This window comes from Actinoallomurus sp. NBC_01490, assembly GCF_036227085.1.
Classification (GTDB): domain Bacteria; phylum Actinomycetota; class Actinomycetes; order Streptosporangiales; family Streptosporangiaceae; genus Actinoallomurus; species Actinoallomurus oryzae.
In genome coordinates, this window is record NZ_CP109433.1 from 4,918,065 (window position 1) to 4,936,710 (window position 18,646).

The 18,646-nt window shown below is 71.3% G+C and carries 23 protein-coding genes; 8 read left to right on the top strand and 15 right to left on the bottom strand.

The window, feature by feature from the left end; translation table 11 throughout:
• Nucleotides 1-100: 100 nt before the first annotated feature.
• Together OG417_RS23220 and OG417_RS23225 are read left to right on the top strand one after the other, a co-directional pair.
• Complete coding sequence (locus tag OG417_RS23220; protein ID WP_329259786.1) at nt 101-991, top strand: Lrp/AsnC family transcriptional regulator; 891 nt, start codon at nt 101-103, stop codon at nt 989-991.
• A gap of 118 nt (nt 992-1,109) precedes the next feature.
• Nucleotides 1,110-1,970 (top strand): LysR family transcriptional regulator, encoded by an 861-nt coding sequence (locus tag OG417_RS23225; protein WP_329259789.1) that lies wholly within the window; start codon nt 1,110-1,112, stop codon nt 1,968-1,970.
• Between the two features lie 63 nt (nt 1,971-2,033).
• Here the strand turns inward: OG417_RS23225 and OG417_RS23230 are convergent, their stop codons facing one another.
• Nucleotides 2,034-2,957: an SRPBCC family protein gene (locus OG417_RS23230; RefSeq protein WP_329259792.1), complete on the bottom strand. Its 924-nt coding sequence runs from the start codon at nt 2,955-2,957 to the stop codon at nt 2,034-2,036.
• A 323-nt stretch (nt 2,958-3,280) separates the two neighbouring features.
• On the opposite strand from OG417_RS23230, the gene OG417_RS23235 reads away from it, so the two are divergent.
• A complete protein-coding gene (locus OG417_RS23235) occupies nt 3,281-3,571 on the top strand; it encodes a hypothetical protein (protein ID WP_329259794.1) in 291 nt (96 codons plus the stop codon).
• Between the two features lie 164 nt (nt 3,572-3,735).
• Here OG417_RS23235 and OG417_RS23240 read toward each other — a convergent pair whose 3' ends face one another.
• The 9 genes from OG417_RS23240 to OG417_RS23280 all read right to left on the bottom strand — a co-directional run bounded on the left by OG417_RS23240 (nt 3,736) and on the right by OG417_RS23280 (nt 8,022).
• Nucleotides 3,736-4,158: a gas vesicle protein K gene (locus tag OG417_RS23240; protein ID WP_329259798.1), complete on the bottom strand. Its 423-nt coding sequence runs from the start codon at nt 4,156-4,158 to the stop codon at nt 3,736-3,738.
• On the bottom strand, nt 4,155-4,358 hold the full coding sequence (locus tag OG417_RS23245) for a gas vesicle protein (protein ID WP_329259801.1): 204 nt from the start codon (nt 4,356-4,358) through the stop codon (nt 4,155-4,157). Before OG417_RS23245 ends, OG417_RS23240 begins: the two co-directional genes overlap by 4 nt.
• 3 nt (nt 4,359-4,361) lie before the next feature.
• On the bottom strand, nt 4,362-5,159 hold the full coding sequence (locus OG417_RS23250; RefSeq protein WP_329259804.1) for a GvpL/GvpF family gas vesicle protein: 798 nt from the start codon (nt 5,157-5,159) through the stop codon (nt 4,362-4,364).
• Nucleotides 5,152-5,553, bottom strand: coding sequence for a gas vesicle protein (locus OG417_RS23255; RefSeq protein WP_329259806.1), 402 nt, complete (start codon nt 5,551-5,553; stop codon nt 5,152-5,154). The genes OG417_RS23250 and OG417_RS23255 overlap by 8 nt, the downstream gene beginning before the upstream one ends.
• Nucleotides 5,554-5,613: 60 nt before the next feature.
• Nucleotides 5,614-5,871 carry a gas vesicle protein GvpO gene (locus OG417_RS23260; protein ID WP_329259809.1) on the bottom strand — a complete coding sequence of 86 codons (258 nt, stop codon included), beginning with the start codon at nt 5,869-5,871 and terminating at the stop codon, nt 5,614-5,616.
• Nucleotides 5,872-5,873: 2 nt separating this feature from the next.
• Nucleotides 5,874-6,122: a gas vesicle protein GvpG gene (locus OG417_RS23265; RefSeq protein ID WP_329259812.1), complete on the bottom strand. Its 249-nt coding sequence runs from the start codon at nt 6,120-6,122 to the stop codon at nt 5,874-5,876.
• The gene (locus OG417_RS23270; RefSeq protein ID WP_329259814.1) at nt 6,123-6,887 is read right to left on the bottom strand and encodes a GvpL/GvpF family gas vesicle protein; all 765 of its coding nucleotides are present in this window, start codon (nt 6,885-6,887) and stop codon (nt 6,123-6,125) included. It lies immediately after the preceding gene.
• Nucleotides 6,884-7,324 carry a gas vesicle protein GvpJ gene (gene gvpJ / locus OG417_RS23275; RefSeq protein ID WP_329259817.1) on the bottom strand — a complete coding sequence of 147 codons (441 nt, stop codon included), beginning with the start codon at nt 7,322-7,324 and terminating at the stop codon, nt 6,884-6,886. The genes OG417_RS23270 and gvpJ overlap by 4 nt, the downstream gene beginning before the upstream one ends.
• 347 nt (nt 7,325-7,671) lie before the next feature.
• A complete protein-coding gene (locus tag OG417_RS23280; RefSeq protein WP_329259821.1) occupies nt 7,672-8,022 on the bottom strand; it encodes a phage holin family protein in 351 nt (116 codons plus the stop codon).
• A gap of 79 nt (nt 8,023-8,101) precedes the next feature.
• Between OG417_RS23280 and OG417_RS23285 the strand changes: the two genes are divergently transcribed.
• The gene (locus OG417_RS23285) at nt 8,102-8,455 is read left to right on the top strand and encodes a PadR family transcriptional regulator (protein WP_329259824.1); all 354 of its coding nucleotides are present in this window, start codon (nt 8,102-8,104) and stop codon (nt 8,453-8,455) included.
• Nucleotides 8,456-8,561: 106 nt separating this feature from the next.
• Nucleotides 8,562-9,524, top strand: coding sequence for a hypothetical protein (locus OG417_RS23290; protein WP_329259827.1), 963 nt, complete (start codon nt 8,562-8,564; stop codon nt 9,522-9,524).
• A gap of 12 nt (nt 9,525-9,536) precedes the next feature.
• Here the strand turns inward: OG417_RS23290 and OG417_RS23295 are convergent, their stop codons facing one another.
• Nucleotides 9,537-11,066, bottom strand: coding sequence for an MFS transporter (locus tag OG417_RS23295; RefSeq protein ID WP_329259830.1), 1,530 nt, complete (start codon nt 11,064-11,066; stop codon nt 9,537-9,539).
• Nucleotides 11,067-11,098: 32 nt separating this feature from the next.
• Nucleotides 11,099-12,133 carry a GDP-mannose 4,6-dehydratase gene (locus OG417_RS23300; protein WP_329262484.1) on the bottom strand — a complete coding sequence of 345 codons (1,035 nt, stop codon included), beginning with the start codon at nt 12,131-12,133 and terminating at the stop codon, nt 11,099-11,101.
• A gap of 176 nt (nt 12,134-12,309) precedes the next feature.
• Here OG417_RS23300 and OG417_RS23305 point away from each other — a divergent pair, with 176 nt between their 5' ends.
• Nucleotides 12,310-12,765, top strand: a complete 456-nt coding sequence (locus OG417_RS23305) for a Rieske (2Fe-2S) protein (protein WP_329259832.1) — start codon at nt 12,310-12,312, stop codon at nt 12,763-12,765.
• Here the strand turns inward: OG417_RS23305 and OG417_RS23310 are convergent.
• Together OG417_RS23310 and OG417_RS23315 are read right to left on the bottom strand one after the other, a co-directional pair.
• A complete protein-coding gene (locus tag OG417_RS23310) occupies nt 12,729-13,292 on the bottom strand; it encodes a CGNR zinc finger domain-containing protein (RefSeq protein ID WP_329259835.1) in 564 nt (187 codons plus the stop codon). The two genes, OG417_RS23305 and OG417_RS23310, sit on opposite strands and share 37 nt — an antisense overlap.
• A gap of 138 nt (nt 13,293-13,430) precedes the next feature.
• A complete protein-coding gene (locus tag OG417_RS23315; protein WP_329259838.1) occupies nt 13,431-14,012 on the bottom strand; it encodes a hypothetical protein in 582 nt (193 codons plus the stop codon).
• Between the two features lie 369 nt (nt 14,013-14,381).
• Between OG417_RS23315 and OG417_RS23320 the strand changes: the two genes are divergently transcribed.
• Nucleotides 14,382-15,002 (top strand): PaaI family thioesterase, encoded by a 621-nt coding sequence (locus tag OG417_RS23320; protein WP_329259841.1) that lies wholly within the window; start codon nt 14,382-14,384, stop codon nt 15,000-15,002.
• Nucleotides 15,003-15,108: 106 nt separating this feature from the next.
• On the opposite strand, the gene OG417_RS23325 is transcribed toward OG417_RS23320, so the two are convergent.
• Entirely contained in the window at nt 15,109-16,857 is a 1,749-nt protein-coding gene (locus OG417_RS23325) for a S53 family peptidase (protein ID WP_329259844.1), read from the bottom strand.
• A 332-nt stretch (nt 16,858-17,189) separates the two neighbouring features.
• Between OG417_RS23325 and OG417_RS23330 the strand changes: the two genes are divergently transcribed.
• The gene (locus tag OG417_RS23330; RefSeq protein WP_442875717.1) at nt 17,190-18,608 is read left to right on the top strand and encodes an NAD(P)/FAD-dependent oxidoreductase; all 1,419 of its coding nucleotides are present in this window, start codon (nt 17,190-17,192) and stop codon (nt 18,606-18,608) included.
• Nucleotides 18,609-18,646 lie beyond the last annotated feature (38 nt).

Consider the following 18,646-nt stretch of genomic DNA (forward strand, 5'->3'; position numbering starts at 1 on the left):
GACGTACACGAACAACGCTCCGTTTTCGCGACGAAGACGTCAGTAGTGAAATGATCATGCAAGCCAATGCAGGAACATACAGGCCCTGAGGAGGACCCCCGTGCTGGATGCGGTCGACGCTGTGCTCGTACGCGAGCTGCAGCGGGATGGAAGGGCGACCTTCCAGGCGCTGGCCGACCGTGTGGGGCTGTCGCGAACGGCCGTGCGCACGCGCGTACAGCATCTTCTGGATTCGGGGATCGTGCGCGTGGTGGGCATCGTGCACGCGTCCGTGATCGGAACCGGCGCCATCGGCCATATCTTCATCGACGTCGACGGTCCGGCACGCCATGTGGTCGACGCGGTTGCCAGAAAGCCGGCGGCCTGGTTCGCCGCCCTGGCCACCGGGGCGCACGCCGTCGTCGCCGAGGTACGCGTGCGTGACGACGTCACGCTCGCCCAGGAGGTCGACGCCGTACGCTCGCTGCCCGGTGTGCGCGGAGTGGAGGTCTTCCGTGTCATCTCCGTGGTGAAGGACGCGCACTCCGTCGTCACCGAACTGCCCGACGTGTCGCTGGACGAGATCGACTGGCGGCTGCTGCGCGAACTGACGCGCGACGGCCGCACCCCGTACACGCGGCTGGCCGAGGTGGTCGGCCTGTCTCAGGCGGCCACCCGCGCGCGTGCCGTACGGCTCATGCGCACCGGAGTGATCCATGTGAGCGGGATCGTCGACTCGCGGGCCCTCGGCTCCGGCGAGCTCGCCGGAGTGGGTGTCCGCGTCTCCAGTGACGTCGACACGGCGGCCGGTCGCATCGCCCGGCTGTCCGGGATCAACTACGTGGTCACCGGCTTCGGCCGGTACGACCTCGTCTGTGGGATCGACGCCACCTCCCGCGACGTGCTGCTGAGCACGCTCGAAGCGGTTCGCGCGGTGCCGGGCGTCTGGGTCGGCGAGTCGTGGCACCACCTCGACGTCGTGAAGCAGACGTACGGCGCCGACCTCGACTGATCGGTCCCAAAAAGCCGCTTTCGTCCGTTCCGGGGCGCGGTACCGCGCCCCGTGAATGTCCGGGCCATTCCGGCTATGTCCAGGACTGAGCGCGGCGCCTTGCCCTACGTTCAGATCCATGAATCTGCGGCAGCTGCGCTATGTCGTGGCGACCGCCGACCACGGCACGATGACCGCGGCGGCCCAGGCCCTGTTCGTCGCACAGCCGGCGCTGTCGCGGGCGATCAGGGAGCTTGAGCGTGAGCTGGGCGTCGAGCTGTTCGCCCGCGCCGGTCGCGGAGTGGCGCTCACCGACTCCGGAGAGCAGATCGTCCGGTACGCCCGCGACGCCCTGAGGGCGGTCGACGCGATCGAGGCGTTCTCCGCCGCGCCCGCCGGCGCACGGCCCGGGGAACTGCGGGTGGCCTCGACCTCCACCCTGGAGCCCGAGCTCACGGCGCGACTGCTGCCGGAGTTCGCCCGCGAGCAGCCCGCCGCGAGGATCCGGGTGGTCCGCTGCGACGGCCGTGAGTCGGCGGGCGCCGCCGTACGCGACGGACGCGCCGACCTCGCCCTGACCGACCTGCCGGTCCCCGGCGACCTGGCGGCGCACCCGCTCGAACAGCGGGAGATCGTCCTGATCTCCCCGCCCGGGCTCAACCTGCGCGAGCCGGTCCCGCAGTCGGCGCTCGAAGGCCTGCGCCTGGTCATGCCCGCCCGGGGCAGCGCCCGGCGGACCGAGCTCGACGGCGTGCTGTCCCGCATCGGCGTCACGCCGATCCCGGCGGTGGAGTCGAACGAGCGGGGGGCGTGGCTCACCTGGGTGCGCGCCGGGGTCGGGTCGCTGATGTGGTACCGGAACCAGATCGAGACCGTCGAGGGCCTCGCCGTCCGCTCCTTCATGCCCCCGATCACCACGACCATCGGCCTGGTCCACACACGCCGTCCGCTGCCTCCGGTCGCACGCGAGTTCCTCGCCTTCGCCAAGAGCCGAGGCTGAGCCGACCCGTCGCGAAGGCGTCTCCGCCGGGCTCGGGGTTGTGCGGCTCGCCTGGGTGCCGGGCTATTCGTGCTGCCTGTCGGAGGACTTGCGCGCACCGGAGGACGAGCTCTTGCGGGAGGAGGAGCGCTTCGCGCCGGACGAGCCCTTACCGGACGCGCCGGAGGAGCCGCTGGAGGAGCGGCTCGACGACCGGCCGGCGCCGGAGGTCTTCCTGGAACGTGTCGTGCCGCCGGACTTGCCGGTGGTGTTGCGCTGCTTCTTCTCGTCGGCCACCGCGGTCTCGTGGCTCTTGACGACCTCGCTGTCGCGGATCTCGCCACGCCAGCCCTCGACGTCGTCCTCCTTGGCCAGCACCGCGTGGGCCATCACGTGCCGCTGGAAGTGCTTGAGTTCGAGCCGGACCCGGCGGCCCTGGGCTCTCCACAGGTTGCCGGTCTTCTCGACCAGACCCTTCGGGTGGTATTCGAGGACCAGCAGCACGCGGGTCAGGTCCGGCGTCAGCTCGTGGAAGGTCACGGCGCCGTCCACGTACCCCTTGGCGCCCGTCGACCGCCAGACGACCCGCTCATCCGGCACCTGCTCGACGATGGTGGACTCCCACGCGCGGGACGACCAGAAGATCTTGGCCTTCCACCGCAGCTTCTCGTCCGCGACCTGCTCGGTGCCCTCCACCTTCTTCGTGAAGCCCGGGAAGTCCTGGAACCGGGTCCACTGGTCGTAGACGAGACGGCGCGGCGCCCCGACGTCGACCTCCTCGACGATGTTGGTGATCTTGGACGGGCTCTCGCTCGCTCGCCCGCCCTTCTTGCCGAGGACCTTCGCTCCGGCCTTCTTCAGCGCGCCGAGCCCGCCGGAAACGGCCTGCTTCGCGGACGAGTCACCGGATCCCAATGATTTGGCCGCGCTTATCGCGGCCTTCGGGGCCGCCTTTCCCAGGTTCGCCGCACTGGTGGCCGCCTTCACGGTTTTCGCCGCAGTCTTCACGGTGCCCTTCAGCTCCTTCAAACCAGTGAGATCGATGTGTTCAGTGGGATTCTTCATGCGTTTCTCGGAGGCTGACCGAGTCGTCATTTCAGTGTCCTTCCTCCCGCGACACCGGCTCCGCAGCCGGGGAACCGCCGGTCGGGGGGTACCCGCTCAGGTGGGAAACAATCCACCGGTCAGAACGCGGGGCCGAGTGTCACTCCCGGTGTTTTTCCGGCCACAAAACGTTGGTCGCGGTGCATATGGAGCGCTACCCATGAATGGTTCTCGCCCCTCGGGTATGACGGGGGAAGAGGTGAAACCCCCGAATAAGGAGACGGCATATGGCTGAGAAATCGACGCCGGTGGGCAAGGTGACGAAGACGGCTTCGCCGGAGCGAATCAAGGGGGCGATGCGCAAGCGTGAGGTGCCCTCACCGAAGAAGGCGCTACAGGGCTCGGTGAGGAACGCGCTCAAGCTGCCGGGCCTGCGCAAGGTCCTGCACACTCTGGCGTTCGCCCGGCTCGTGCAGGTGCTGCGCGCGATCGCGGGATTCGTCGGGGTGCGCGCCCTGCCGGTCATCGCGCTGATCCTCGGTGGCTGGCTCTTCCGGCGATTCCGCAGAAGAAGGTGACCGCGACACGGGCGGGATCCGGCGCCGCGCCGGGTCCCGCCCGAACTTCGTCACCCGCACGAAGCCCGTCGTGCGTGAGCCCGCCGACGGGCCCGGCCGTACGTGACGGGGCCGCGCCACGTGGAACGCCCGCCGCCACGGGCGGCGGGCGGTCTGGTGGGTGTTCAGCTCTCGGGCAGCAGCGGTCCGAGCGGGCCGAGGTCGAGGTTGAGGTCGTGGTCGTCCAGGTCGAAGTGGTCCTTCAGCCGGCCCATCGCCTCGTCGAGGCGCATCAGCGCGAGGCCGAGCTGCTCGACCTGGTCCTCGGAGAGCCCGCCGCCCTCGACGCGGCGTATCGCCTGGCGCTCCATGAGCTGCCGGATCAGCTCCACCAGAGTGAGGACGAGCTTCACCAGGTCACGCTCGACGGTGTCGGGGTCGGTCTGCAGCCGCCGCATCGTACGGGACGTGCCGGAGCCGGCCCGGTCCGGTGGCGCCGACGGCTCCGTACGGCCGTGCAGGAGGGCGTCGGTGACGGGGTCGTCGGTCGTCAGGTCCGTCGTCGTGACGTTCCCGGTCACCGGTGCGCGGTCCTCGAAGCGGTTCACGCCTCGTCCTCCTCCGTTTCGTCGCGTACGGCCATGATCAGCGCGCGGAGCGAGATCTGGACCAGGTCGACCTCGGCGATGGAGATCACCAGGTCGCCGGTGAGGACGGCCCCGCCGGCCAGCAGCCGGTCGAGCAGGTCGACGAGCGCGACGCGCTCAGTTCCGTTGCCGGCCGGGCCGACGTCGAGGGGGACCGTCATCGCTCACGCCCCGTCCGTCTCGATGAAGGAGTACGGCGGCCAGGGGCCCGTCATCTCGACGCCGATCCCGGGCGACCGCTCGTCGATGTCGCGCACCAGCGCCTGGAACTCCGGCACCCGTGCGTCGTCCAGCAGGTAGGCCACGTTGAGGATCGGCGTGCCCGCGTGGCCGGACAGCTTCGGATCCTGCGGCGGATGTCTCCTGACCGCCACCGCGTGGACCCGGAGTTCGGCGTCGATGGCCTGGGCGCGCTCGCTGAGCCGGCGCCCCGCCTCGGTCCGGCGGCGCCGCTGCTCCTGGCGCCGCCGCAGGTACGCGGTGCCGGCACCGGCCTGCCCCGAACCGCCGCCCGTGGCGGTCGGCACCGCCTCCTCGGCGGGCCGGTCGTCCTCCGGGTAGGCGTAGGCCTTGACCCCCCACTCCGAGCGGCCCGTGATCCGGTCCAGCGCCGTGCCGAACCGCTCGCGCCCCTCGCGGAGGACCTGCGACACGCGCTCGTCGTCGTGGTAGACGGTCGCGATCCGTACGGGCGCGGTCGGCGCCACGCGGGCGGCACGGTCGACCACGGCGTGGTGTGCGCGTGCGGTCGCCTCGATCCAGGCCAGATCCTCCAGGTTGGCGCGCAGGGCCTCCTCGCCGTACTCGTCCAGCCGTACGGTGCTGACCAGCGCGGTGAGGTCGCCGGTGACGACGCCGCGCACCGGAGCGCCCGCCACGCCGGGGGAGTCGCCCAGCACCGCGGGATCCAGTCCTCGGGTGACGCCGTACAGGTAGACGGCGGTGTCGGAAGAGTCAGTCACTGTTCTCGCGCTTCCTTGTGCTCGCCGGCCGCTTGGGCGTCGTCCTCTTTCCGTCTCCGGTGGCGCCGTCCGCGCCGTCGCCGGCGTGTTCCTCGATCGCGGCCAGGCGTTCACGCAGCCGCCGGTTCTCCTCCTCCAGCGCCTCGCGGGAGGAGCCCTGGCCGTCGCTCACCTCCTCGCGTGAGGCGCGGGAGGACAGCGACGGATCGTGTTCCCACCAGTCGATGCCCATCTCCTTGGCGCGGTCGACCGAGGCGACCAGCAGCCGCAGCTTGATGGTCAGCAGCTCGATGTCGAGGAGATTCACCCGGATGTCCCCGACGATCACGATTCCCTTGTCGAGGATGCGCTCGAGAAGGTCGGCGAGATTGGCGTTCGGCTGCTCTCCCGCCATCGGACGAGCGACCGACCGTGATCCCGTCCATGACATCTCGGACAATGTGCTCAGCCTCTTTCACTTCCGCTCGACTTGCCCGCGCAGGTAGCGTCCGACGCGCCGATAGGACACCAGTTCGCCGTCGGCGTCGACCTCGACGTCATAGGTGGCGAGGATGTCGGCGGAGTCGGGGATCCGCTGGGTCTCGACGACCTCGACGGTCACCTTCCACCCGTCGTCGGAGCGCTCGACCCCGACGACCCCTTCGGCGGACCGTCCGGTCATCTCGGTGACGTGGTGCACCGCCACTTCGGCGGCGTCGGACGCGCTGAGCATCGCTAGCCTCTCTGATAACCGAGTCGGTGGCCTTCGTGCAGGCGGTGGATGAGCTCCTCCTCCCGCTCGGCCGCCTCCTCTTCGGTGATCGCTCCACTGGCGACGTCGTCGGCGACCTGCTGCATCTCCGCGGCGATCCGGCCGGGGTCGTACAGCTGCTCCTCGGCCTGTTCCTTGAGCACCCCGGCGAGCCAGATCACCCCCCGCGCGGGTGCGAGGGGAAGCGTCACCAGGCCGGTGAACAGTCCCATTCACTCCTCCGGGACGAAGCTGTAGGGCGGTAGCGGCCCGACCAGGCGCAGGGTCACCCGGCCCTGGTGTTCGCCGGCGAGCGCGTCCACGGTCCGCTGGAAGTCCGCCAGCTTCGCGCGATCCACCAGGAACGACGCGTCGATGACGTCCTCCTCGCGCACGGGCGCGTGGGCGGCGACGGCCGCGGCGGCGGGGGCGAGGCTCTCCAGCAGCCGGGCGCCCTCCTCGTCGCGGCGCCGCTTGACGCTCTGCGCGACCAGTTCGCCGAGCCGGACGCGGTCGTAGTAGACGGCGTCCGAGGCGTCCTCGGGCACGTTGCGCACCCGCTCGTTGAGCTCGGCCACCTCCGGCTCCTCGGCCACGACCTCGCGCAGGATGGCCTCCTGGACGTAGGTGCCCTTGACGCGGACCTCCTGGCGTCCTGTCAGCCGGTCCAGGACCTGAGACAGGCGCTCGCCGTTCTCGGCCAGCAGCTCCTTCTCCACGGCGTCCCGGCTACCCAGGGCCGCGCCGAACCGGGAGGGCAGGATGTCGACGCCGGCCGAGACGAACACGTCCAGCACGCGCTGGTGCGCGAGCAGGTCGGCGCGCTCGCCCAGGGGGCGCTGCTGCGCCAGCTCGCTGACGAGGGCCGCGCACGGACCGTGCGCGACCACCGAGACGGGCTGGCCGTCCAGGCCGGTCAGGTCGTCGGGTACCGAGGCGTCGGCACGGATGATGCCGTAGACGTACTGGGTCGCCGCGGATGTCTGCGGGGTGGTCACTCGTCGTCCTCCTCGTTCTTCTTGGATGAGCGACGCCGTGCCGGCTGCTTCTTCTTCTCGTCGTCCTCGTCATCCGAGGGGGCGAAGGTCTCTTCGAGCCGTTCACGCGCTCCTTCCAGCGCGCCGCGGGTCTTCTTCTTCGCGCCCGACTCCTGCATGCCGCCGACGAACTGCGGCAGGCCCTGCGAGGTCCCGTCGTGGGCGATGTCGAGCCGGTTGCAGGCCGCGGCGAACCGCAGGTAGGTGTCCACGCTCGCGACGACGATCCGGACGTCGACCGTGAGGATCTCGATCCCCACCAGCGAGACCCGGGCGTACAGGTCGATCACCAGACCCTTTTCCAGGATCAGGTCCACCACGTCGGCCAGGCTGCTGGAACCGCCCCCCGCTCTCGTGGGCGTACCGCCGGAGGTCTGCTGGGCTATCGGCCCAGTCATGGCATCCACTCCCTTGGTGTGTCTCTTTTACGTGTGGACCTCCCGTACCCAGATAAACCGCGCTAAACGGAATAGAGGGATTCATATGGTCACCGTCGGCTAAATGCCACAATCTGACGGTTGTGGCTGTTCACAGGGTGTTCATGGATGGTCTCTGAGCGTTGGTGAACAACGCCGTGTTTCTCCCGCGACGGGGCCCGCGTAGTCGGGCGCTCACCGAATGCCCATGCCATTGGCCGGCCGTACGAGGAACGCTTGCGGGCCTTTCGGCCGGATGTGTTTCACCGGTGTGGGGCGGCGGGCCCGGGGGCGACCCTACGGCCGAGCCGGCACCCGACGGCCGGTCGCTATTCGACTTCCGAGGGCGACTGCCGGTCCGCGATCGCGTTGGCGAACCGCTGAGCGGTCTCGACCGGCAGGGGCGCCGGCGTCTCCCGCAGGCGGCGGAGGGTCGCCACGGCGGCGCATCCGGCGCCGCCGCCGTACGCGAGGGTCGCCGTCAGTGCGGCGGCCTCCGACGGCATCACCTTCTCCAGCAGGAGGACGCTCAGGCGGTACGACGCGGCGGCGGCGAGGACGCCGAGGGTCCCGGCGACCGCGCCCATTCTCAACGCGGGCAGGCTCCGGCGCGCCTTGTCCGCCACCTCCTGGTGGGCGGAATCAACAACATACTGCGTAAGTGGCTGCAAATCGGTCATGGCTCCGGGGGTACCCACGAGAAGGCGATGCACGCAGCCGCCGTTGCGATGTATCGATCATCGGTATATAAAGATCAACATGAGCAGGCAGATGCAAGAGCCCACGTTCTTGATCCTCACGGCTCTGGCCGCCCGGCCTCAGCACGGCTACGGGATCATGTGCGACGCGGAGCTGATCTCCGACGGACGCGTGCGGCTCCGCGCCGGCACTTTGTACGCCGCGCTGGATCGTCTGCAGGCCGACGGCCTCGTCGCCGCCGACCGGGAGGAGGTCGTCGACGGCCGGTTGCGCCGTTACTACCGCCTGACCGACGACGGCGCCGCCGCCCTCGCGGCGGAGGTCGAGCGGCTACGAAGGCGGGCCGAGGCCGCTGCCGCGCGCCTGGGCCCCGCCTGGCTGGGCGGCGCGCAGGGGGCCTCGCCCGCCGTGTGACGCGCCGGCCGATCCCTGCCCGATCGCACCTGCTCCTCGACCCCACCGCCCCTTGCCCGGGCCGGTCGTGCCCGGCCGTCGTCCACTCCACGAAAGGTCCGCGCCTATGCGTGCTCTTGAAGACCGTTACCGCAGGTGGCTCCGCTGGTATCCCGCGGAGCACCGCCGGGCGCACGAGGACGAGATGCTGGGCGTGCTCCTCGCGGCGGCCGGTCCGAACCAGACCCGTCCGGCCGTACGCGACGTGGTCGACCTGGTACGGGGCGGGCTCGGGATCCGGATCCGGCGGGCCCCGGGCGCGCTCGCCCGCGGAGGCTGGCGGGAGGCGGCCGCGTTGCTCGGCGTCATCGCCCCGCTCCTCCTGCTCGCCGGCACCGCCAGGTACGCCGTACGGGCGATCCTGTCGCTGCCGGACGCGGCCGACGCCGCCGCGCGCGGCTCGAGCTGGTGGATCATCTACCACTCGGCGCCGTCCCACCTCGCATGGGGGATCGTGGCCGTCGTCGCGCTGTGCGGCGCCACGCGGGTGACCTCGGCCGCCGTGCTCGCCGCCGTCGCCGTGAACGTCGCCGTGCTCGCGGCGAACGACGACTACGTGGGAGCGGGGGCGGCCGCGCCGCTCATGCTCGGCCTCATCACGGCCGGCGCGCTCCTCGCCGGGCCCGGCGCCGCCCGGGGACGGCGGCTGCTCGGCCGCCGGGCCCTCGTCGGCATCGCCGTCCTCCTGGCCGTGGGGGTGTTCTTCGAGACGGCGATGGTGCGGCACGCGCTGGGCGTCACGTGGGGTGTCGGGCTCCTGGGCCTGGCGAGCGTGGCGCTCCTCACCGCCGCCTGGCCGGCGCGCGACGCCGCCGGGCGACGGGCGCTGATCGCCCTGGCCGTCCCGTTGCTCCCGATCATGACCATGCCCTACGACGCGGGCTACGTCGCGGACCCGCTCGTCCGTTGCCTCATCGCCCTGGTCGCCGTCCCGGCGGTGAGCGGCCTGGCGGCCCTCATCGCGGTCACCGCGCTGGAGCTGGTGGTCATCCGGCCGGTGACGGCCCGCCGGAGAGAGCCGACCCGGTGAGCGCGACGGCCGTCAGGCGTCCGAGATCGTGCCGGGTTCGAGGGGCGGCGCGCCGACCGGGCAGTGGTACTCGCACTCCGGGCAGGCCGTCGCCTGGTCGGGGCGGAGCACGTCGTCGTGGACGATGAGGAAGGTCAGCACCGCACCGACGAGCAGCAGTGCGGCCGAGATCGTCATCGCCGTGTGGAAGCCGTGGCCGAACGCCGCCGGGTCGTTGTACGCGGCGCCCCGGAGGCCGACCGCGGGCGGGATGCCCGCCACCGCGAGCAGGCCGGCGGCGCGGGCCACGGCGTTGTTCACCCCGCTGGCCACGCCCGCGTGCCGCATGTCGGCCGTCGCGAGCACCGTCGCGGTCAGCGGCGCGACCACGCCCGACAGGCCGAGGCCGAACACCACCGTGGCCGGCAGCACGTCGGCGGCGTACGAGGCGTGCGGGCCGATGCGCAGCGTCAGCGTCATGCCCGCGGCGGCGACGATCAGCCCGCCGGTCATCAGGTAACGCGGCCCGAACCGCTGGGCCAGCGCGCCCGCGCGGGCGGACAGCAGGAGCATCAGGATCGTCACCGGAAGCAGTGCGGTGCCCGCGACGATGGGGGAGTAGCCCGCCACGACCTGCAGGTCGACCACGAGCAGGAAGAACTGCACGCCCATGCCGCCGTACACGATGAAGGTCACGACGTTGACGGCGGTGAACTGCCGGGACCCGAAGACGCCGAGCGGCAGCATGGGGCTCGGGCCGTGGCCGGCCGACCGCCGCCGTTCGACCAGCACGAAGGCCACGCCGGCGGCGACCCCCAGCACGGCCGCGGCCGCCACGACGGCGGCCGGGCCCGAGGGCGCCTCGGTGAGGGCGTAGGTCACGCCGGCGAGCGCGGTGGCCGCGAGCACCGCGCCGAGCACGTCGAACCCCTGGTACTCGGACTCGTCACGGGTCTCCGGCACGTGCCGCGCCGCCACGACCACGACGAGGGCGGCGAGCGGGAGGTTGAGCAGGAACGCCCAGCGCCAGCCCGCCGCCGCGATGAGCCAGCCGCCGAGGAACGGCCCGATCGCGCCCGCGACGCCGCCGAGGCCCGACCAGGCACCGATCGCCCGCGATCGGTCCGCGGGGCTGAAGGACGCCTGGATGATGGCGAGCGCGCCCGGTGTCAGCAGGGCACCGCCGATGCCCTGCAGGGCGCGCGCCGCGACGAGCACGCCGATGTCCGGCGCGATGCCGCACAGCGCGGACGCGAGGGCGAACCAGACCACGCCGATCATGAAGACGCGCCGGCGGCCGAACCGGTCGCCGAGCGAGCCGCCGAGCAGGATCAGCCCCGCGAGCGTGAGCGTGTAGGCGTTGACGGTCCACTGCAGGCCGGCCAGCGAGGCGCCGAACTCCCGCCCGATCCGGGGCAGCGCGACGTTGACGATGGTGGCGTCGAGCATCGCCAGGCTGGAGCCGAGCACCGTGGCGGTGAGGACCCAGCGGCCGGACGCCTCGGAGAGCCGGAGGTGGGCGGCGGGCGCGTCCGCCCGCCCGGGGAAAACGTCGGAGGGCACCTGGCCATCGTCGCACGCGGAGGCGGCGCCTCTCACCAGTGGTCGAAGCTGAGGGGCTCGTCCGCGGGCCGGTCGGAGCGGGACAGCAGGGCCAGGTCCGACTCGACCATCATCGTGACGAGTTCCTCGAACGACACGTCCGGCTCCCAGCCGAGCTGGTCACGCGCCTTCTTCGGGTCGCCGCACAGCAGGTCGACCTCGGCGGGCCGGGTCAGCGCGGCGTCGGTGACCACGTGGTCGCGCCAGTCGAGCCCGGCCGTCGCGAAGGCCAGCTCGACCAGTTCGCGCACGGACTGGGTGCGGCCGGTGCCGATGACATAGTCCTCCGGCGTCTCACCGGCCAGCATGAGCCGCATCGCCCGCACATAGTCGCCGGCGTAGCCCCAGTCGCGCCGTGCCTCCAGGTTCCCCAGCGTGAGCTTGTCCGCCAGGCCGAGCTTGATCCGGGCCACCCCGAGGGAGATCTTGCGGGTCACGAACTCCGCGCCCCGCCGCGGCGACTCGTGGTTGAACAGGATGCCGCTGACCGCGAACATGCCGTACGACTCGCGGTAGTTCTGCGTGATGAAGTGCCCGTAGGTCTTGGCGACGCCGTACGGGCTGCGCGGGTGGAAGGGCGTGCGCTCGTTCTGCGGCGTCTCGCGCACCTGGCCGAACATCTCCGACGAGGACGCCTGGTAGAAGCGGATCTGGCCGCCGCCGGGGTCGCGCGAGCCGCTGATGCCGCTGACGACGCGGATCGCCTCGAGCATGCGCAGCACGCCCATTCCGGTGACCTCGGCGGTGATCTCCGCCTGCTGCCACGACATGGGCACGAAGGAGATCGCGCCGAGGTTGTAGACCTCGTCGGGCCGTACCTTCTCCACGGCGGAGATGAGGCTGCCCTGGTCCAGCAGGTCGCCGTGGACCAACCGCACCTCACCGATGTGCTTGCGCAGCCTGGAGACGTGTGGGTTGGCCTGCCCCCGGACCAGGCCCCAGACCTCGTACCCCTGCTCGAGCAGATGCTCGGCGAGGTAGGAGCCGTCCTGCCCGGTGATCCCGGTGATGAGCGCTCGCGTGGTCAGCGGAACCTCCCAGCTCACGGGTCTATGCCCGTTACGTGAGAAAAGAGGTTATCCGTCCGGCCGGGGGTGCGGCGACCGAAGCGGGGTCCGAAGACCGAATCGCGTTCGAGATCTCGCTCACGCGCGGGGCCGGCCTGCTGGATCGGGCCGTCGATGTGCGAGAGGATCGCCGCATCATGCTGCGGGTCGGGGAGGTCTGGAGACGGCGCCGCCGCGACGACGCGGGGCTGGTCCGGGTGTGCGCGGACGGCGATCTGGCCGACGGTGAGATCCGCCGGATCGACGGGTTGCCCGCCGTGCTGTGCCGGACCCGCGGAGGCCTGTACGCCCTCGGGCTGCGCTGCCCGCACGCCGGCGCGCTCCTGGTCAAGGGCACGATCGTCGACGACTGCCTGGAGTGCCCGCTGCACGGCGGACGGTTCGCCCTGGACGGCGGCGCGGTGCGCAGCGGCCCGCCCCGCCACGGCGTGCCCGTCTACGACGTGCTGGTGCGCGACGGTCTCGTCTACGTCTCGCGGCGCCCGCGGAAGGTCCCGCGCCGTGCTTGGGGAGGCCGCCGGTTATCGGAGCGCCGCCGTACGGGCGCGGCGGTCGCTCAGCCGGCCGCCGCCTCCCGCTGGCGGGCCCGGTAGGCCGCCACGTGCATGCGGTTGCCGCATGTGCGGCTGTCGCAGTAGCGGCGGCAGCGGTTGCGCGACAGGTCGACCAGCACGCGGTCGCAGTCCGGGGCCTCGCAGACGCGCAGCCGGTCGAGCTCCCCGGCGGCCACGACGTAGGCGAGGGCGATGCCGCACTCGGCGGCGAGGCGCTCGGCCAGCTGCGTTCCGGGAGCGGAGAAGTGCACGTGCCAGTCGTAGTCGTCGTGGTCGGTCAGGTGCGGCATCGTCCGCGCCTCGGCGATGATCGCGTTGATCCGGCGTACGGTCAGGCCGGTGTCGTCGGGTGCGCGGAAGACGTCGTTGAACCGGTCGCGCAGGCGCCGGACGGCCTCCAGATCGTCCTCGTCGAGGTCGCGGACGTCGCTCACCTCGCAGCGCTCGACCAGCGCCTGGAGCGCCACGAGGTCGGACAGGTGCTCGTCCCCGGTCGCCGCCGGTCCCGTGTTGACCAGCTCGACCACGTTGCCGAGCGCGTGCTCGGTGTCATGACTGAAAAGCACTGGGACTCCCGTTCGAGTCGGCCCGACGCCGGCGTCGCCGTCAATCCTGCCACTACCGTCACCGTACGCGGCGCGCTCCGCGGAGCCTGTCGCCAAGTGCCCGTCCGCGGCGGGGCGGGCCTTCGGTGCGGACCCGGCTCATCGCGCGTAGTGGGGGTCCGCGAGCACCGGGTAGAGGGCGTCGGCGTCGCGGTGCCGCACCGTCATCACGATCGTCGTCCCCTCCAGGCGGTACTCCGCGGGGATCGTGCGGTACAGCGAGTCATAGCCCCAGGGAGCGTAGAACCGGCCGACCGTCGCTCCGTAGCGTTCGTGCACCACGTCGTACCCGCCCGAGGGGGTGACGTCCAGCGAGAGTCCCTCGCCGAGCCGGATCGGGAACCGGAACTCCTCCGGGGCGCCCGGGCCGTGCAACACGGTGGCGAACCGCACTCCGGCCGCCGTGGTCTGGCCGATGACGTCGGTCTCGGCGTCGACGCCCGCGAACACCCGCAGGCTGGGCCTGACCACGCTGGCCAGGCGGTCTTCGGCGCCGGCCCCCGCGACGCCGATGTGAACGCGCTGTCCGTCGCGCGTCGGTGCCCAGACGCCGTCGCTCGCCAGCTCCCCCCAGATCACGTCCGGATTGTCGTGTTCGGGAGGCTCCGAACGTCCGCTGATCGAAAGAATACGGGTGGCGGCCTCGACCGCCGCCGTCACCTCGTCGCGCGCATGTCTCATGGCGGATCCCCTTCGCCCTGTATGTATCCGTATGTCTGATGCTGCCCCGTAGAAGTATCAGATCCAGGCACTCTGCAACGAAATCGGGGTAGGTTTTGGCTGTTTCGCCGAAGTCGAGGTTGCAAATTAATTACATTGCGCGGCGTGTCGGCGTGGACGCCGCCATTTCGGCCGATCGACTGGCGATCGAGTGGCGTCACCGGCGTTTTCGCACGTGAGAGACGTGTGCCGCGCACCGGCCGATACCGGCGCGTGGCCGCGTTCGGACCGGCCACGGTGTCCAGGAAGCTGCGATCCTGGGGCCGTGCCCGATGAGCGGGGTACGCACGTCGTGGGCGTGAAGACGTCGGCGCGAGTCGAAGGAGTCCTATGACGGACCAGCACATGGCGGACCAGCACACGCCGAACCGGCACATCAACGATGAGCCGCCCCTCGGCGACCCGGCTGCCGGACGGCCGGAGATCACACGGGTCAAGCAGCCGGAGATGCCTTCCGGCACGGTCCGGATCGTCGACCTGCCCGAGTCCGACCGGGAGTTCGTGCGTTCCGCGCTCCGCCGGGACACACCGCTGCACGACCTGCTCGGGCTGGAGATCGTGGAGATGGGCGACGACTACGCCGTCCTGTCCATGCCGGTGCGTCCGGAGGCGTTCAACAGCACCGGTAACCTGCACGGCGGCGCGATCGCGACCCTGATCGACGTGGCGGCGGGCACGGCCGCGGCGCGGGGGAGCGGGTTCGAACCGGGCCGGCAGAGCCTGGTCACCGCCGACCTGCACGTGCGCTACCTGGGCCGGCCGCACGGCGACGCGGTGTACGCGCGGGCCGACCTCCTCAAGGCGGGGCGGCAGCTCATCGTCGTCGAGTGCCGGGTGACCGACGTGGAGGAGCGGCTCATCGCCTCGGCCGACTTCAGCATGATGATCGTGCCGCTGCGCAAGCCGCTGCGGCCGGTGGCCAGCGCCAAGGACACCGACCCGGACCTGTGACCGCACCCGCCGCGGGGGCCGGTGCGAGGCCGTACGGTGACGGCCGCGCACCGGGAGCGGATCTCGGCCCGCGGACCCTGCCCGGAACCCGCGCAGGGCCTCAGGCTCAGGCCGAGTTGAGCAGGATGTTGAACAGGTTCGGAGCGTTCGGGGTGCCCAGGCCCGTCGACAGGTCGTAGCCGGCGGTCGCGGGGTAGTAGAGGTTGTTGCCCGTCGTCACGTCGAAGTACGGGGTGCTGGTGCCGCCCTGCCCGACCACGTGGTAGTAGGTGTCAGGCCCGTACCAGTAGATGCGCTTGCGGGTCATCAGGCCCTGGTTCACCAGCGTCATCCCGGCCGCCCAGATCGGCGTCGCCGCGCTCGTGCCACCGAATCCGACCCACTGTCCGCGGTAGACCACCGGCAGGTCGATCGCCGCCGCCGCCACGTCCGGCACCTGCCGGTAGCCGGTGCTGTACTGGTTCTGCACGCCCGGCGCGTTCTGGTACCACGGCTTGGGGAAGACCTTGCTGACGCCGCCGCCGCTGCCCCACTGGTTCTCGCACTTGGACAGGTTCGAGCGGTCCGACCAGACCTCCTCCAGCGTGCGGGCGCCGTTCGGGGCGAACTGCATGTGGGTGCCGCCGACCGCGACCGCCCAGGCGGAGGTCGACGGGAAGGACACGTCGAGCGGCCCGTACACCCGGTCGCCGTACGCGCCGCAGTCACCGGTGGCGACGTAGACGGTCATGTGCTCGGCCTGGGTCAGGATGCGCAGGTTCTGGTCCACCGCCTGCATGGTGGCCTGCGACATGTAGCCTTCCGAGCCGCCCAGGCTGATGCTGACGGCGCTGCCCGGCCGGGGGTTGTCGGAGTTGTCGTCGATGATGCGCTGCAGGGCGTTGTTGAAGGCCGTCCAGGAGTCGGTCCCCGAGCCGGTGCTCAGCAGCGCCGGGTCCTCCTGGTAGTCGACGATGCGGACGTTCGGCGCCAGACCGGCGAGCATCTCGATGTCCAGCGTCGCCTCGCCGCCGGGCGTGGGAGCGGAGGCGCCGAGATTGACGTTCTGCACCGAGACGTGGGAGCCGGTGCAGGCGACGTACTTCTGGATGTCGGCCGGGTCGTACCCGTCCATCTCCACGAGGTTGATGGTCATGTTCTCGCCGTGCCAGCCCTGCTGCCAGAGCTTGTCATAGCCGTACGCGGCGGCGACCTTCTGGTTCGAGGCGATCCGCTGCGGGAACTGCGGGCACTGCCCGGCCCTCGTGGGCGCCGCCAGCGGCGTCGACCGCAGGGCGTGGGTGTGCGGCGGTTCGCTGTAGCTGTCCAGGCCGGTGACGGACAGGATGTAGCCCGCGACCTGCGTCGGCACCATCGGCGGGTGCGCCGGGTCGGGCGTGAAGAAGCTGCGGCCCTTGAGCTTGTGCGTCACGAACGAGGTCTTCAGGAGCTGACCCGCCACGCCCGCCTTGGCGTCGAACGTCAGGCTCGTGCGCGTCTTGCTGGGCTTGGCCTGGATGTGTGCGCTCGCGAAGTACTGGTTGAGCTTCTTCAGCTCTTCGTCGCTGACGCCCAGCTTGGCGGCGAGGCCCTTGGCGCCGTCGGTGGTGCTCTTGCCGTGGCCGAGCTGCTTCCACGTCGCATCGCTGATCTTGAGCGTGACGCCGATGTGCAGCGTCTTGTCGCTGGGGACCTTCCCGGTGACGGGCGCGTTCAGCGCCTCCTTGGGCAGGCCGAGGTTCAGCGGGGTGTACTGCACGGACGGCCCATCGGCCGGCGTCGATGATGGCTTACTCGAATGCCCCGAACCCCCGCACCCGCTCACCACCGTGAGGGCGAGCATGACGCGGAGCATCGCGGTCCGGCGATTACGCACGGTCTCCCCTGTTCCTGATTGTGATTCGTCGCGCACGTCCTGGCCTGTCGACGCCGGTTTCCCCGCGGTCCCGGCCACGGGCCTTCGACCGGCGGACGGCCGGTACGGCGCCCGGGGAGCCGTCCCACTCCACCTGGTACGTGTGCACCGATACCTTGACAGAACGCAAAACGTACTAGCAACACTTCGAAGAACCTAGAAACGGACTATCTACGGTCGTATACAGCTATGTCGTCAGACGCACGCTGTGTCCGTTCGGTGCCTCCGAGTTCGGGCGACTTTTCGGGCTGAGCTGTATGGTTCGTTACGGCTTGGTGCTTGGAGGGTGCTTCGTGGCTGATCCGCGCGTGAGCTCCGGCTTCGTCAACGGCGAGGTCTCCTTCTGGTATCGCCAGGCCGGACTGCCGTCCGCCCGCGCCCCGCTGCCGGGCGCACGCGAGTACGACGTGTGCGTGGTCGGCGGTGGGTTCACCGGGCTGTGGACCGCCTACTACCTCAAGCGCGCGCGGCCCTCCCTGCGGATCGCCGTGCTGGAGCGGGAGTTCGCCGGGTTCGGCGCCTCCGGGCGGAACGGAGGCTGGCTGACCGCCGAGCTGGCCGGCTCCGCCGCGCGGTACGCCCGCGACCGCGGCGAAGAGGCGGTCGTCGCGCAGCAGCGGGCGATGTTCGGCGCGGTCGACGAGGTCATCCGGGTCGCCGCGGCGGAGGGCATCGAGGCCGACATCGTCAGGTCCGGGGTGCTCGACGTCGCGACCAACCCGGCCCAGCGGCGCCGGATGCACGCCGGACTCGCCTCCGCGCGTGACCGGGGTTTCACCGAGGCCGACCTGCGCCTGCTCTCGCCCGGTGAGCGGGAGGAGCGGCTGCGCGTCGCCGGGGCGCTCGACGCGACGTACAGCCCGCACTGCGCGCGGGTGCAGCCGGCCCGGCTCGTCCAGGGCCTGGCGCGCGTCGTGGCCGGCCTCGGCGTGGACATCTTCGAGGGAACGACGGTCGGTGAGATCCGCCCGCGGTCGGGAGGCCGCCCGGCACAGGCGGTGACCGCGAGGGGACCGGTGAGCGCGGAGTACGTGATCCGCGCGACGGAGGGGTTCACCGCCGGTCTGGCGGGCCAGCGGCGGCAGTGGCTGCCGATGAACAGCTCGATGATCGTCACCGCACCGCTCGCCGATGACGCGTGGGAGCGCATCGGCTGGGAGGGCTGCGAGCTGCTCGGCGACCACGCCCACGCCTACATCTACGCCCAGCGCACCGCGGACGGCCGGATCGCCCTCGGCGGCCGCGGCGTGCCGTACCGGTTCGGGTCGGGCTGGGATCGGCGGGGCGCGACCCAGCCGAAGACGGTCACCGCCCTCGCACGGATGCTCGCCTCCCTGTTCCCGGCGGCGGCCGGCACGCCGATCGAGCACGCCTGGTGCGGCGTGCTGGGCGTACCGCGCGACTGGTGCTCGACCGCGCACGTCGACCACGAGACCGGCGTGGGCTGGGCCGGCGGCTACGTGGGCACGGGCGTGGCGACGACCAACCTGGCCGGCCGCACGCTGCGCGACCTGATCCTGCGCGAGGACACGGAGCTGACCACGCTGCCCTGGGTCGGCCGCCGGGTCCGCCCGTGGGAACCGGAACCGCTGCGGTGGATGGGCGTGCAGCTCATCTACGCCCTGTACCGCGCCGCCGACCGCCGGGAGAACCGAGGCCGGCCCGACACGTCGGCGTACGCCCGCCTGGCCGACCTCATCTCCGGCCGCTGACCCGGCGCGGGCCGGTCCATCGCGCTGCGTTCCCGTGG